The 13,363-nt window shown below is 54.8% G+C and carries 12 protein-coding genes; 8 read left to right on the top strand and 4 right to left on the bottom strand.

Going from position 1 to position 13,363, the window contains the following annotated elements; translation table 11 throughout:
* Positions 1 to 22: 22 nt before the first annotated feature.
* Positions 23 to 349 (bottom strand): thioredoxin, encoded by a 327-nt coding sequence (gene trxA, locus X474_RS20785; RefSeq protein ID WP_044351751.1) that lies wholly within the window; start codon positions 347 to 349, stop codon positions 23 to 25.
* A 185-nt stretch (positions 350 to 534) separates the two neighbouring features.
* Here trxA and radA point away from each other — a divergent pair, with 185 nt between their 5' ends.
* The 5 genes from radA to X474_RS20760 all read left to right on the top strand — a co-directional run bounded on the left by radA (position 535) and on the right by X474_RS20760 (position 5,451).
* Positions 535 to 1,878: a DNA repair protein RadA gene (gene radA / locus X474_RS20780; protein ID WP_044351749.1), complete on the top strand. Its 1,344-nt coding sequence runs from the start codon at positions 535 to 537 to the stop codon at positions 1,876 to 1,878.
* A 2-nt stretch (positions 1,879 to 1,880) separates the two neighbouring features.
* Positions 1,881 to 2,486 (top strand): flavodoxin family protein, encoded by a 606-nt coding sequence (locus X474_RS20775; protein WP_044351747.1) that lies wholly within the window; start codon positions 1,881 to 1,883, stop codon positions 2,484 to 2,486.
* A 47-nt stretch (positions 2,487 to 2,533) separates the two neighbouring features.
* Complete coding sequence (gene lepB / locus X474_RS20770; RefSeq protein ID WP_044351793.1) at positions 2,534 to 3,163, top strand: signal peptidase I; 630 nt, start codon at positions 2,534 to 2,536, stop codon at positions 3,161 to 3,163.
* 168 nt (positions 3,164 to 3,331) lie between these two features.
* Positions 3,332 to 4,636: an adenylosuccinate lyase gene (gene purB, locus X474_RS20765; protein WP_044351792.1), complete on the top strand. Its 1,305-nt coding sequence runs from the start codon at positions 3,332 to 3,334 to the stop codon at positions 4,634 to 4,636.
* 170 nt (positions 4,637 to 4,806) lie between these two features.
* Positions 4,807 to 5,451, top strand: a complete 645-nt coding sequence (locus X474_RS20760; RefSeq protein ID WP_044351746.1) for a hypothetical protein — start codon at positions 4,807 to 4,809, stop codon at positions 5,449 to 5,451.
* Positions 5,452 to 5,599: 148 nt separating this feature from the next.
* Here X474_RS20760 and X474_RS20755 read toward each other — a convergent pair whose 3' ends face one another.
* The gene (locus X474_RS20755; RefSeq protein ID WP_052515469.1) at positions 5,600 to 8,092 is read right to left on the bottom strand and encodes a sensor domain-containing diguanylate cyclase; all 2,493 of its coding nucleotides are present in this window, start codon (positions 8,090 to 8,092) and stop codon (positions 5,600 to 5,602) included.
* A 125-nt stretch (positions 8,093 to 8,217) separates the two neighbouring features.
* Between X474_RS20755 and X474_RS20750 the strand changes: the two genes are divergently transcribed.
* The 3 genes from X474_RS20750 (at position 8,218) to selD (ending at position 10,651) form a co-directional block, all read left to right on the top strand.
* Positions 8,218 to 8,931 carry a creatininase family protein gene (locus tag X474_RS20750; protein ID WP_044351745.1) on the top strand — a complete coding sequence of 238 codons (714 nt, stop codon included), beginning with the start codon at positions 8,218 to 8,220 and terminating at the stop codon, positions 8,929 to 8,931.
* A gap of 176 nt (positions 8,932 to 9,107) precedes the next feature.
* Positions 9,108 to 9,581, top strand: coding sequence for an HAD family hydrolase (locus tag X474_RS20745; protein ID WP_044351744.1), 474 nt, complete (start codon positions 9,108 to 9,110; stop codon positions 9,579 to 9,581).
* 26 nt (positions 9,582 to 9,607) lie between these two features.
* Positions 9,608 to 10,651 (top strand): selenide, water dikinase SelD, encoded by a 1,044-nt coding sequence (gene selD / locus X474_RS20740; protein WP_156360868.1) that lies wholly within the window; start codon positions 9,608 to 9,610, stop codon positions 10,649 to 10,651.
* A gap of 101 nt (positions 10,652 to 10,752) precedes the next feature.
* On the opposite strand, the gene X474_RS27095 is transcribed toward selD, so the two are convergent.
* Complete coding sequence (locus X474_RS27095) at positions 10,753 to 12,513, bottom strand: flagellin N-terminal helical domain-containing protein (protein ID WP_082464540.1); 1,761 nt, start codon at positions 12,511 to 12,513, stop codon at positions 10,753 to 10,755.
* Positions 12,514 to 12,789: 276 nt separating this feature from the next.
* On the bottom strand, positions 12,790 to 13,363 hold a 574-nt coding region (locus tag X474_RS25800), incomplete at its 5' end, for a flagellin (protein ID WP_269433215.1).

Below are 13,363 nucleotides of genomic sequence, written 5' to 3'. Positions count from 1 at the left end.
CCCCTCACCGTCTGCAAGAGTGCTAAGCGATCTTCTTAAGCGATTCTTCCAAATGAGATTTGGAGACCGCACCGGTAATCTGATCCACCACTTCTCCGCCCTTGAAGAAGATCAGGGTGGGGATGGCGCGAATACCAAATTTACCCGGAGTCTGGGGGTTTTCATCCACATTCATCTTGGCAACCTTCACTTTGCCGGTAAATTCCTGGGCCAGCTCTTCCACCACCGGGGCAATAGCCCGGCAGGGGCCGCACCAAGCCGCCCAAAAGTCCACCAATACCGGCAACTCGCTCTTCAAAATCTCAGTTTCAAAGGTGTCGTCGGTGACATGAAGTATATTTTCCGACATTACGGCGCTCCTTAGCATAATTTACAAATCGAGCCAGTCAAGCTCTGACTGGCTCCCATGGCTATTACAATGAACATTAATGCTTCGCGATATGTTTGTCAACGTAACCCGGATTTACATTCCATTGACAGGGGCTTAGAGTAAACGTACCATGTCCTTTCAGTTTTGTATGCAGGAGAAAACACTTGAGCAAGCCCAAAACCGTATTTGTATGTCGAGAATGCGGAGCCGTCACCCCAAAATGGTTGGGGCGCTGTCCGACCTGCCGGGCCTGGGACTCCCTGGAAGAAGAGAAACCGCCCCAGACTCCCTCGGGAGCCCAGGCAAAATCCCCTGAACTGATCAGCCTGGTCCAGGCCCTCACCACACCGGAGCCCAGGGCCACCAGCGGCCTGACAGAACTGGATCGGGTGCTCGGAGGAGGACTGGTCCAGGGGATGGTGGTTTTGGTGGGGGGCGAGCCGGGGATAGGCAAATCGACACTTATGCTGCAACTGGCCGCCCGGCTGGGGCGAAGCGGTCACAAGGCCCTTTATGTATCGGCAGAGGAATCGGTGCGCCAGGTGGGGCTCAGGGCCAGACGCCTGGGGGCCGAGGCCCTGGAAGTCATGCTCATGGCCGAAACAGGCCTGGAGACCATTAAACAGGCCGTCACCAGAGACAATTACACCGCCTGCATTGTCGACTCCATCCAGACCGTGCGCTCAAGCGAACTGGCCGGTGGGGCGGGAAGCGTGGGCCAGGTCCGTCACTGCGCCTCTGAACTGGCAGCCCTGGCCAAGGAGACCGGGGCGGCAGTGTTTTTGGTGGGACATGTAACCAAGGAAGGCTCCCTGGCCGGGCCCAGGCTCCTTGAGCACCTGGTTGACACGGTGCTCTATTTCGAAAGTGAACCTTCCATGCGGCTGAGGCTTTTAAGGGCTGTAAAAAACCGTTTTGGCGCCACCGACGAGGTGGGAGTCTTTGAGATGACCGACTCCGGCCTTTCCACCGTAAAAAATCCCTCGGCCATGCTCTTGGAGCATCGGCCGGAAGGCGCTCCAGGCAGTGCGGTCTGCGCTGCGGTGAACGGCACCAGGCCCCTTTTGGTGGAGATTCAGGCCCTGGTGAGCCCATCCGGACTGGCCATGCCCCGCAGGCAGGCCCTTGGCGTGGATCAGGGACGGCTGCACATGCTAACCGCAGTGCTCTCCATCCACACCGGCCTGGACTTAAGCACCTCTGATGTATTTATAAATGTCGCAGGGGGGGTGAAACTAACCGAACCCGCCTCAGACCTGGCCGTGGCCTGCGCCATGGCCAGTTCCTTGCGAAACCGCCCCCTGCCGCCGGACCTGGTCTGCTTCGGCGAGGTGGGGCTGGCCGGGGAGCTCAGGGCCGTGGGCAGGACCGAAGCCCGCCTGGCCGAGGCCTCCAGACAGGGGTTCGGAAGGGCGTTAAGCGCCGCGCAAAGCCAGAAAAAAACACAAAAAATTCGCCTTTTACAGGCCAAGCGCCTGGAAGACGCCCTGGAAATGGTATTGGATTAAAGATGAAACCCCGAAAAGATCTGATCTTGGGACTCAGCGCCAGCCCCCGCAATAACGGCAATACGGAGATCATCTTGGAGCAGATTCTGGCCGGGGCCGAACAGGCAGGGGCCGCAACCAAGGCCCTGAACCTGGCCAAGCTCCATGTTCACCCCTGCCTGGGCTGTGAGCGCTGTCGTCAAAAAAAGGCCTGCACCAGGCTCTTGGACGACATGCAGCAAATCTACCCACTTTTAGAAGAGGCCAGGGGCCTTGTACTGGGTTCGCCGGTGCACAACTACAACCTCACATCCTGGGCCAAGGCCTTCATTGATCGGCTTTACTGTTATTATGATTTCACCGACACCAGGCCCAGGGAATACAAAAGCCGTCTGGCCGGGCAAGGCAGAGAGGCCCTGGTGTATGCAGTGGGTGAACAGCCGGACCCCAGAGAAGCAGGCGTAACCATCAAGGCATTGGCCATGCCCCTTATCCCCCTTGGCTATAATGTCACCGAATTGCCTCCCTTTATGGGTTTTTTTGACAAGGGTTCGGTAAAGGCAGAAAATAATCTTATGAAAGTGGCATTTGAACAGGGGGAAAAGCTGGCCCGGCGTCTGATAGGGTGATCCTGTTAAATAAAACCAATCACTCTTCTTACAAAAAGAGGGACCTCATGGCCGACAGATCTCGCGGCTCGGAAAAAACGCTTAAAGTCATCAAAGATTACACCCTGATGCTTATCTGGGCGGTTTTGCTGGCAGGCATAATACGGGGAGGCATTGTTGAGGCCTGTCACGTCCCCAGCGGCTCCATGGAGCCAGCCATGCAGATAGGCGACCATTTCCTGGTGAACAAGACCGCATATGGCCTTAAGCTGCCCTATACCAATCTGGAGCTGCTCCCCATGGGGTTGCCTGAACGGGGAGATATTGCCGTCTTCCGTTATCCGGAAGACAAAAGCCAGACTTTTGTTAAGAGGATCATGGCCCTGCCCGGGGAAACCGTTTTGGTCAGGGGTAAGGATATCTATATCAACCACAAAAAGATAAAAGACCCCTGGGGCTTTTTCACGGGCCGGGCTCTGATGAGAAAGGATTTCGGGCCGTTTAAGGTGCCTGACGGGCACTTCTTTATGATGGGCGACAACCGGGACAATTCATATGATTCCCGTTTCTGGGCACAGGGAAAGGGAATGTGCGTTCCTTTATGTGATATCAAGGGCAAGGCCTTTTTCAGGTATTTCGCCTTTAAGGGAGACAGTTACGCAATCCGCTGGGAGCGAATGCCGGGTATCGTGAAATAATCCCAACTGGCGGTCCGGCCTATTTTCCCATATATATGCCTTTTGTTTGCAAAAGGTTTTAAGACCCAGGCCATACCTTACAAACCACGCCAGCTGAACAGGCTTTTAACCGCGCAGAATATGGCCGGTGGTCATCTGAGACAAAGAAGCGCGAAAAGGATAGAAAAAATGATCAAGCGTTACACCCTGCCCGAAATGGGCAATCTCTGGACCGATCAGGCCCGTTACGCCAACTGGCTCAAGGTGGAGCTGGCCGCCTGCCGGGCCTGGAACAAGTTGGGCCGCATTCCGGACCAGGAATTAAAGGAAATTCAGGAAAAGGCCGCCTTTGAAGTCGAGCGCATCGATGAGATCGAAAAGGAAACCAAGCACGACGTTATAGCCTTTTTGACCAACCTGGCCGAACACATAGGGCCCGCCAGCCGATTTGTGCACCTGGGGCTCACCAGCAGCGATGTCCTTGACACCGCCCTAGCCCTTACGATGAAAGATTCGGCGGATCTCATCCTAGCCGCCCTGGACCGCCTGCTGGCCGCCTTGGAAAAAAGGGCCCAAGAGCATAAACACACCCTGATGATGGGACGCAGCCACGGCATACACGCCGAACCCGTCACCTTTGGTATAAAACTCGCCGGTTTTTATGCTGAATTCAAAAGGGACAGGAAAAGGCTTTTAAATGCCCAAAAGGCCGTGGCCAGGGGCAAGATCAGCGGTGCGGTGGGGACCTATGCCCATCTCCCCCCGGAGCTGGAGGAAATGGTAATGGAAGATCTGGGCCTGGAAGCCGCCCCGGCCTCCACCCAGGTGGTATCCAGAGACGGACATGCGGAATATTTCTGCACCCTGGCTGTGCTTGGCGGAACCATTGAACGCCTGGCCGTGGAGATCAGGCATTTGCAGCGCACCGAAGTTTTGGAAGCCGAAGAGGCCTTCAGCGCCGGACAAAAGGGTTCCAGCGCCATGCCCCACAAGAGGAACCCGGTGGGCAGCGAGAACTTGACCGGCCAGGCCAGACTGTTACGCTCCTTTGCCATGGCCTCTTTGGAAAACATGCCTTTGTGGCATGAAAGAGATATAAGCCACTCCTCAGTGGAGCGGACCATAGGACCGGACGCCAACGTCGCGGCGCATTACAGCCTGCATCGCCTGGCCGCCATGATCGAAAAGCTCACCGTCTATCCCGAGCACATGATAAGGAACTTGAACCTTACCGGCGGCCTTATCCACAGCCAGCAGGTGCTTCTGGCCCTGGCCCAGGCCGGGATGACCAGAGAGGACGCCTACAAGGTGGTGCAGAAAAACGCCATGGAAACCTGGAAACAGGGAGGCAGCTTCAAGGAGCGCCTGGCCGGAGAAAAAAATGTCATGGACGCGTTGGGTGAAAACGCCGAAGCCAAACTCGATGAACTGTTTGATCCCAGCACTCACCTGAAAAACGTGGATTATATCTTTGACAAGGTCTTTAACGGTTAACCATAATCAGAGGCGGATATAGGGCTGCGGCATTGGCCCTATCCATGGCCTTTTCCGTATAAAAACGGGCCTTACCAATTTTTTTCGAAGTTAAAAAGGCCCTGGCAAAAGTAATGCTCTTGCCGGGGCCTTTAACGCTGAAACAAAAAAGAGTTCAAGGAGTCCTGCTCATGAAGCCTCTTTGCAGACCGATTTTACTGCTTGTTCTGACGGGCCTGATCGCAATCACAGGGTGCGCAAAAATAAAGGAGCTCGGCAAGGAGTTCGACCCCTCCAAGCGCCCTGAAGACCAGACATACCAAGAGGCGATTACCCCCTTTATAAGCAAGGGATCGGTTTATCACGGACCTGCCACCCAGATCCTGATCAAAAGCTTGAGCCTCACCAAGGCGGTGCGCGAGGCGATGGTCAAAAGGCAGGCCCAGGCCTTTGCACTTTCCGCCCGGGCAGAGGAAAAACTCCTCCAAGATCAAATGGCGGCCGCTGACCAGGCCTTTGAACTGATGGTGAGCGCCTATGTGCCGAGCCGCGAATGGAACGATCTGAACGCAAAAAAACCAGACTGGAGAATCTATCTGGTCAATAAAAAAGGTGATCGTTTAGAGCCCATTGATGTTCGCTATATAAAGGAGCGCACCCCCCTGAACCAGGTCTTATACCCCTTCTGGAGCCCTTGGGACAAACTGTTCAGCCTGCGTTTTGCCAAAAACCTGCCGGACGGCACCCCATTTCTTGCAGACCAGGAATACAAGGCCCGGCTTTTGGTGGCCGGACCTCCGGGTAGCGAGGAAATGACCATCATCCTGCTGCCTTAAAAAACCGCACCTTATAGACGCAAGATACAAAAAGGCCGTATTTTCGGGCATATGCCCAAGAATACGGCCTTTTGATTCAGTAACAGCTCCGCAGGAATCAAAAACGTTTTAATTAAAAAACCAGTGGATAATTCAGGCTCATTGACTCCTAGTCGTCTTTATCCAAAGGCAAGATGGGCATATCCCCCACCCCCCAAAAGACAATCCGGTTACGCCCTCTTTCTTTAGCCTGGTACATGGCCTCGTCTGCCTGCTGCATAAGCTGCAGACCGGTCATTCCATCCTCAAAAAGCGCTATGCCAAAGCTGGCGGTCAACTTGACCGATGCATTGTCCGTGGAGTCGCCCAACTTGAAATCAAGCCTGGAAATACCTTTACGCACCCTCTCGGCCACGGAAAAACTTTGTTCATAACCAGCCCTGGGTAAAAGGATCACAAACTCCTCCCCCCCATACCGGCAGGCCAGATCTGTGGTGCGGATCATTTTCTGCAGCACCCCTCCCACCTTCTTTAAAGCGCGATCACCTCCCAGGTGGCCGAAGCTGTCGTTAAATTGCTTGAAAAAATCAAGATCCAGAAGGATCAAGGCCAGGGACTGGCTGTAACGCACTGCGGATTCCACCTCCCGGTTCAAGGTGGCGAAAAAAAACCTCTGGTTAAAAAGCCCGGTCAGATCGTCTGTGATGGAAAGATGCAGCAGCTCATTCTCCAGGCGCTTGCGGTCGCTGATATCCACAACCGTTTCAACGGCCCGCACTATGGCGCCCTGGTTGTCTTTTATTGGGGCGGCCAGAAAATAAAGGTGCCTGTCTTGTCCCCCCATATTCGGGAAAAAACCCTCGCAACTCACCCCGCCTTCAGTGACGTCTGAATGCTTGAGGCTCATTTTCCCGTAGTATTCTTCTATGTCGTCCCAGTTTTTTTCTATTATCAAATCAGCTAAAACCGGCCTCGGTTCTTTATAAAAGGGTTTCCAATGCTCGTTAGTGCCGATCACCTCGTCTGCGTTTACATTGGTAAGGCTTGCCATGGCCCGATTCCAATGAACCACCTTATGTTCCCTGTCGAGCACCATCACCGGAACCGGCAGGCCGGCCAGGGTCTTCTCCACCATGACATTTCCCTCAATCAAAGCGGTCTCGATCTGTTTCTGCAGGGTAACATCAGTAAGCAGACCTTCCATAAGATCGGCGTTTCCCTCTTCATCCGGCAAAAGGGTCGTCCTCTCACTGACCCAACGGAGCTCGCCTGATTTATGGATAACCCGATATGTTTGGGAATGGGTTATATGCATCGGGCCTTTGCTCACCTTTTTCCAGCGATCCACCACCTTATCCCGGCAATCCGGATGCAGGCACTTTCTTAACAAATCCGGGGAGGCGGTTATTTCTTCAGGTGCATACCCCAAAATTGTCAAAGAAGCATCGCTGACAAAATCAAAGCGGCCTCTTTTTACAGACCACCTGCAGATCATGTCCGGCGCATTGGCCAAAAGCCTGCGATATCTTTCTTCACTTTGCCTGATCGACTCATTGGCCCGCCTCATCAAGGTGACGTCTTTCACCAAACCCAGGCGCGACTCACCGGTTTCTCCAGCCGTGGCTGTGATCAAGGCATCAAAATATTCACCGTCTTTACGCTTCATTCTGATCGGCAAGTCCTGCACAAAACCTTTTTCATACAAGATATCCAGATAAGCCCGTCTCTCCTTGACAGAGGCAAACAGGCAACGGGTGTTTTTCAGTTCAAAAAGTTCTTCTTGGTTCTCAAAGCCGAAGATGGAAACACCGGCGGGATTGATTTCCTCTATACACCCCTCGGGATTGATAATAAAGGCCGCATCCCTTGAATCTAAAAACAGCCTTTGAAACCTCTCCTGGCTGGTCAGGGCCAGGCTGATCATGCGCCTGGCCTTTTGGGTCATTTGAGCCATGACATGGACCAGGCCGTCCAAAGGCGGCGGCATGGGGCCTGCTCCCTCCTTCCAGACCAGGTCACGCTCAGCCGCCATTCTGCCATGGGCGATAAGCCTGTAAACAGGCGTTTCAAACTGCCTTCGCCACCAGATCCGGCCCCAAAAAACGGCCAACAGGCAAAGCAGGAAAACTCCGCCCAAGCCAGCCAGCCAAAAATGCATAAAAAAAGCATCGGCTGAAGCCGTGCATAAAATCTGCCCCACCAGCAGATTTTTTGTATCCGGCAGGGTGGTGAATACAAGCCAATAATCCTTATCCCCCAACCTGGCCTGCATAACGCCTTTACCCCGGGCAAAAAGCTCCCGTTTGAGCCGGCCTGCGGGCAAGCCGGTTGAGGAATCCTTATTCCGGCCAGGATTCAGGGTGTAAAAGCGAAAATCATCATAGGGAAATTTCCGGGAAGATTTTTTCAGGGCGTCAAGGGAGGACTTCAGGTGTCCGAGTGCATCGCCGCCTTTAGCGGCAGCCTCGGCCAACATCTCTTCCAACCGGGAGAGGTTGGCGAGACGCTGCTCCAAAGGGATGAACGCCCCCCCCTTTTTCAACAAAAACCAATAGATCCCCCCTGAGGCCAGGCAGGCTGCAATCACGGCCGCCAAAAGGGCCATGATAAACCTGCCGCCCAAACTCATTTTGCTGCCAATGCTGGGGAAAAGCCGATTCATGCGGCATCCTTAATAAACCCTTTATCCTGATTTGACAGAACCAAGGGCTCAAGCCTACTATTGGCTTCAACAAAACACTATCACGCCCAAAAGGCGCGAAACTTTTATAAACACGGAGAAGTGCCTTGTTTTTGCAGAATATAACCATGCCGGAATTCAGCCGGGCGCTGATCAAGACCCAAAGCGCCATATTGCCGGTGGGCGTGCTTGAGCAGCATGGCCCCCACCTGCCCTTGGGCCTTGACGCCATGCACGCCACCATGCTCGCCCGGCGCACAGCGGAACTACACCCCTGCCTGGTCGCACCACCTTTGAACTACGGCCTTTGCCGCAGCACCAGTCAGCATCCCGGCACCGTTGGCATAAGCGCAAATACGCTGAAAATGAATATCCATGATATATCACTAGGGTTTTATGGTCAAGGAATCAAAACCCTGACCATTCTCACCGGTCACGCCGGGGGCACCCACCAGGCGGCTCTTTTGGATTCGGCCGAAGAAGTGCTAAAGGAAACCAACCTGGAGATAGCGGTAATCTGCGTGTTGGATCTCTTTGACCAGGCAACGGAGTTTCTGGAGTGCAAAGGCGATTCCCATGCCGGAGAAGTGGAAACCTCACTGGCCATGCACCTTTGGCCCGAACTGGTCAAGGGTTCCGCCAAAGAGGAATACCCCACTTACCCCCGTTTTATCCTGGTCAGGGATAAGGTCGGCCACTGGCCCGGCGGGGTTTGGGGGGACCCGACCAAGGCCAGCCGCGAAAAAGGCGAGAAGATTTTTGAACTGGAAGCCGAAAACCTGGTCAAGGTCATAAAGGACCTGGAAAAAAGAGCCGCCTAACCGGAAAGGGTCCGCCTTACTGTAACGCTTGCGTACTGACTGTCGGAAAGATACGCTGTTTGCCGGCTCCAGGTTTTTCAAATGCCTCAAGCAAAGGCTGTTGAACACAGAATACTTGGGTGTATAGTATTCTTTACTGGTGCTTAAAAAAAGGACCGGGGAAAACAGGATCTGGCATGGCCGGACTTAATTTGGATATTCCCGGATTTGGCAGGCTTGAACTGACAAACCTGGTTATGGATTTAAACGGAACTTTGTGTGTGGACGGGGCGCTCGCCGCCGGTGTTGAAAAGGCCTTAGGCGCGTTGAGCGGACTTTTCAACTGCCATGTAGTCACGGCAGACACCCACGGCACTGCAAAATCTTTGTTTTCCGATGAGATAGCGGTAACAACCATTGCAAAAGGCCGGGAAAACCAGGCAAAGGAACAACTAATCCAGTCGTTGGGGGGAAGAAACACCGCAGTTTTGGGAAACGGGGCCAATGACCAAGCCATGTTTAGAGCAGCCCGCCTGGGAGTGGCCGTCATGGGACCGGAAGGAATATACGCCCCCCTTTTGAATGCGGCTGATATAGTGGTTACCAGCCCGGAACAGGCGTTAAAACTATTTTTGCACCCCAAACGCCTTCTGGCTACACTAAGAAGCTGAGAACTGTTTAAACAGGGAAAGCTAAAATGGGCCAAGATGTGAACCTGGCTGAAAAAGCCAGGGCCGCCGGTTGAGCGGCAAAAGTAGGTCCGGGTGACCTAGCAAAAATTTTAGTGGGGTTGCAACCTGAAACAGACCCCAGACTTCTAGTAGGCGCGGACACCGCCGACGACGCCGGAGTTTACCAGATTTCAGACGATCTGGCCCTTATCCAAACCCTGGATTTTTTCACCCCCATAGTGAATGATCCCTACCTTTTTGGCCAGATAGCGGCCACCAACGCCCTAAGTGACGTCTTCGCCATGGGCGGCCTGCCTATAACGGCTATGAATATATGCTGTTTTCCGGTCAAGGAATATGAACCGGAGGTCTTTTCCGAAATATTGAAAGGCGGCCTGGACAAGGTCCATGAGGCGGGAGCGGTTTTGGCCGGAGGCCATTCCGTAGAGGACCCGGAATTGAAATACGGTTTGAGCGTCACGGGCTTGGTCCATCCGGACAAAATCACAACCAACGCCGGACTGAAAGCCGATCAGGTCCTTATTCTGACCAAGCCTTTGGGCACAGGGGTGATAGCAACCGCACTAAAGGCTGGGCTGGCCAGTCCCCAGGCGGTGACCAAGGCGGTGGAGCTCATGACCCAGCTCAACCGGACCGCCGCCGAGGTGATGCAGGCCTTTGGGGTGAGCGGAGCCACTGATGTGACCGGTTTCGGGCTTCTGGGACATGCCCTGGAGATGGCAAAGGCTTCCAAGTTGGGGCTCGTGGTCAATGTGCCCCAGGTTCCGGTTCTGGAGGAGGCCAAGGAAATGGCTTCCATGGGTCTGGTGCCTTTGGGCAGCCATGCCAATCGTCAGTTCTGCGAAAAATCAATTATCTTAAAAGGCGAAGTCGACACAATCGGCTATGATCTTCTGGCCGACGCCCAGACATCCGGCGGGCTCTTGTTCGGAGTGGATCAGGACAAGGTGGACAAGGCCCTTGTCAGGCTCAAAGATCAGGGAATCAAGGCCGAAGTGATAGGAAGCGTCACCACCGAGCATCCGGGACAGATCACCCTGGCTTTTTAATAGGGTGTGACTGCCTGCCGACCTTTCGGCCAGGCGGTATTTACAACGGTTTAAAACCGGCCCGATCCCTTGGGGATCAGGCCGGTTTTTTAGTTTAAAGGTTAGCCGCCGAGCAGCTGTAAAGCCAACTGGGGCAGGCTGTTGGCCTGGGCCAGCATGGCCGTGGCAGCCTGGGCCAGGATATTGTTTCTGGTGAACTGGGTCATTTCCGTGGCCACATCAACGTCACTGATGCGGCTTTCAGCGGCCTGCAGGTTCTCAGCCTGAATCTGCAGGTTGGTGATGGTGTTCTCCAGCCGGTTCTGGATGGCGCCCAAGTTGGCGCGAGCCGTGTCCTTCTTTCTGATGGCCAGGTCAATTCCGGCCAAGGCCTTCTGGGCCGCGGACTGGGTCAAAATATCGGCTCCGTCCCAATCGGTGTTGCCGCTGCCGTTCTGGGCCTGAATCCACTCCGACTCCTCGTCTGTACTGCCGTAGGTGGAGAGCACGCTGGTGGGGTCGTCGTTGATCGGCAAGACACCACCCCAGGTGCCGCCCATTGAGGTGCCGGCAATGGTGCCGCCCACAATATCCGAGGTGCCGTTCATTGTGGTCAAGTTGAATATCTGAAGCTGATAATCTTCACCACCGTGGTTCATCTGAATCTGGAGCTCATATTCCTCGTTGTTTTCATCATAGTAGACCGAGGAAGTCATGAACTCTTCGCCACCGTGTTCCAGCGTTTTTTGCCCCATGACCATGGCCGTGGTGCCGCTGACGGTTTCAATTGTGTTTCCACCCTCGCCCCATTCCGAGGCGAACATGTGCAAGGTGCTTCCGTCGCTCACGGCCCGCACACCAATGCTGGCCGAGTGCGCGTTCAAGAAGGCCGCAGTATCCCAGGCAACCGAGGTGGCGGAGTAGTTGGTGGTGGTCAGGTTGATCACGCCGGTGCCCAGGGTGCCGTTATAGGTGCCGGTGCCCGCACCGGTGGCAAAGGTGAATATCTGTCCGTTTATGGTCAGGCTCTGGGTGGAGATATCGTCTGTGGCGCTGCCACCGCCGGTAAGCTGGGTCATGGTCAAGGTGCCGGTAGCCTGCCTGCCTTTATTTATGTCAGCCACAATGGAGTTCAAACTGTCCCTGGATGCGTCTATGTTCACATAGCCGTAGACGTCCCAGTTTGCGTTCCCCGGGCTCTCGGAATCAAAGTCCGAGGCAAAACGGATGCCGAACAAGCCGTCTGTGGCGCTTGCCGTGTCCTGCATCACGTCATCCGGAGAACTGACATTAAGGGCCGTGGTGCGCAGGGTGTCCCTCAAATCGGAGTTTCCCACCCTGAGGCCGGTGCCCTTGGTGGCCCTCATATCTCCGATCTGGACATAGTAATAGTCCTCATCCGAGGAGTTTCCAGTGCCAAAGTGAATCTTAAGCCCTGACCCTCCGTGGGACTCCCTCAGGCTGCCATCCAAGAGCTTAACGCCGTTGAAGTCCGTGGCGGTGGCGATACGATCGATCTCCGCCGCCATGGCCTGATATTCCGAGTTGATGATTTCACGCTGAGCCGTGGTGTAGGTGCCGGTGGCCGCCTGCTCGGCCAGCTCCTTCATGCGGATCAGCTTTTCGTCGATGACGCTCATGGCTCCTTCAGCCGTCTGGATCATGCTGATGGCATCACTTGCGTTTCTGATGCCCTGGTTTAGGACCGCTATTTCGGCCCGCATGATCTCGCGGATCGCCAATCCGGCTGCGTCGTCCGCCGCCGAGTTGACCCTCATGCCCGAAGAAAGCCTTTGCGTTGATTCAGCCAGGCGGCCGTAGGTGGCCGACAGGTTTCTGGCTGCATTCATGGCCATCAGGTTGTGGTTGACGACCAAACTCATGTTAACCCTCCTTGGAAAGTGTGCGCCATAATCCCTTGGCGCGGGGATGGGTCGGTTCTATCCTTGATAACCGGCCCGTAAAACTTGCTTCATTCATTAGCTCCTTTTTTGGGAGGGCATCGGGAAGATAGAGACCTGCCCGATGCCCTTCAAGGAACCCCGGAGACCGAAACCGGCCATGGTTCCGGAACCTGGTCTCCAGCTTTTCCTTGAACTGTTAGTAACTTTCAAAACCCGTTTATTCTTTCAAGGCGTGTTTATGCGCCTTTTTTTCTGTTATCCACCCAGGAGCTTCAGGGCGAGCTGGGGCAGGCTGTTGGCCTGGGCCAGCATGGCCGTGGCTGCCTGGGAGAGTATGTTGTTTTTGGTGAACTCGGTCATCTCATGCGCCACATCCACGTCACTGATGCGGCTCTCAGAGGCCTGCAGGTTCTCCACCTGGATCTGCAGGTTGGTGATGGTGTTCTCCAACCGGTTGGCAAAGGCTCCCAACTCGGCGCGCTTGACGTCCTTGTTGTTTATGGCCTGTTCCAGCTGACCCAAGGCGAGCTGGGCTGCGGACTGGGTGCGGATGTCCCGGCCGTCCCAATCGGTGTTGCCGCTGCCGTTTTGGGCCTCGACCCACTCGTCGTCCTCATCGGTGCCCAGGTAGTTTGCGACCACCGATGTACCGGTCAAACGGGTGGAAAGGGTGCCCAAAAAGCCCACGGTTGCGGTGGAGTCGATGACATTACCGGCGCCGTTGACACTGGTGATGGTGAAGATGCGCATCTGATTGGCGTCGCCGCCGATATCCATGCTCATCTCCAGCTCGTATTCCTCGTTATCATCATCCCACCAGGCCGAGCTG

This window comes from Dethiosulfatarculus sandiegensis, from assembly GCF_000931935.2.
Taxonomy (GTDB): domain Bacteria; phylum Desulfobacterota; class Desulfarculia; order Desulfarculales; family Desulfarculaceae; genus Dethiosulfatarculus; species Dethiosulfatarculus sandiegensis.
This window is presented reverse-complemented; position numbering and strand designations above follow the sequence as displayed.

Coding starts and splice junctions, on each gene's coding strand:
- X474_RS20760 (WP_044351746.1), top strand. CDS start 4,807: ATGAAGCCTCTTTGCAGACCGATTTTACTGCTTGTTCTGACGGGCCTG.
- X474_RS20755 (WP_052515469.1), bottom strand. CDS start 8,092: ATGAATCGGCTTTTCCCCAGCATTGGCAGCAAAATGAGTTTGGGCGGC.
- X474_RS20775 (WP_044351747.1), top strand. CDS start 1,881: ATGAAACCCCGAAAAGATCTGATCTTGGGACTCAGCGCCAGCCCCCGC.
- lepB (WP_044351793.1), top strand. CDS start 2,534: ATGGCCGACAGATCTCGCGGCTCGGAAAAAACGCTTAAAGTCATCAAA.
- trxA (WP_044351751.1), bottom strand. CDS start 349: ATGTCGGAAAATATACTTCATGTCACCGACGACACCTTTGAAACTGAG.
- X474_RS27095 (WP_082464540.1), bottom strand. CDS start 12,513: ATGAGTTTGGTCGTCAACCACAACCTGATGGCCATGAATGCAGCCAGA.
- X474_RS20745 (WP_044351744.1), top strand. CDS start 9,108: ATGGCCGGACTTAATTTGGATATTCCCGGATTTGGCAGGCTTGAACTG.
- purB (WP_044351792.1), top strand. CDS start 3,332: ATGATCAAGCGTTACACCCTGCCCGAAATGGGCAATCTCTGGACCGAT.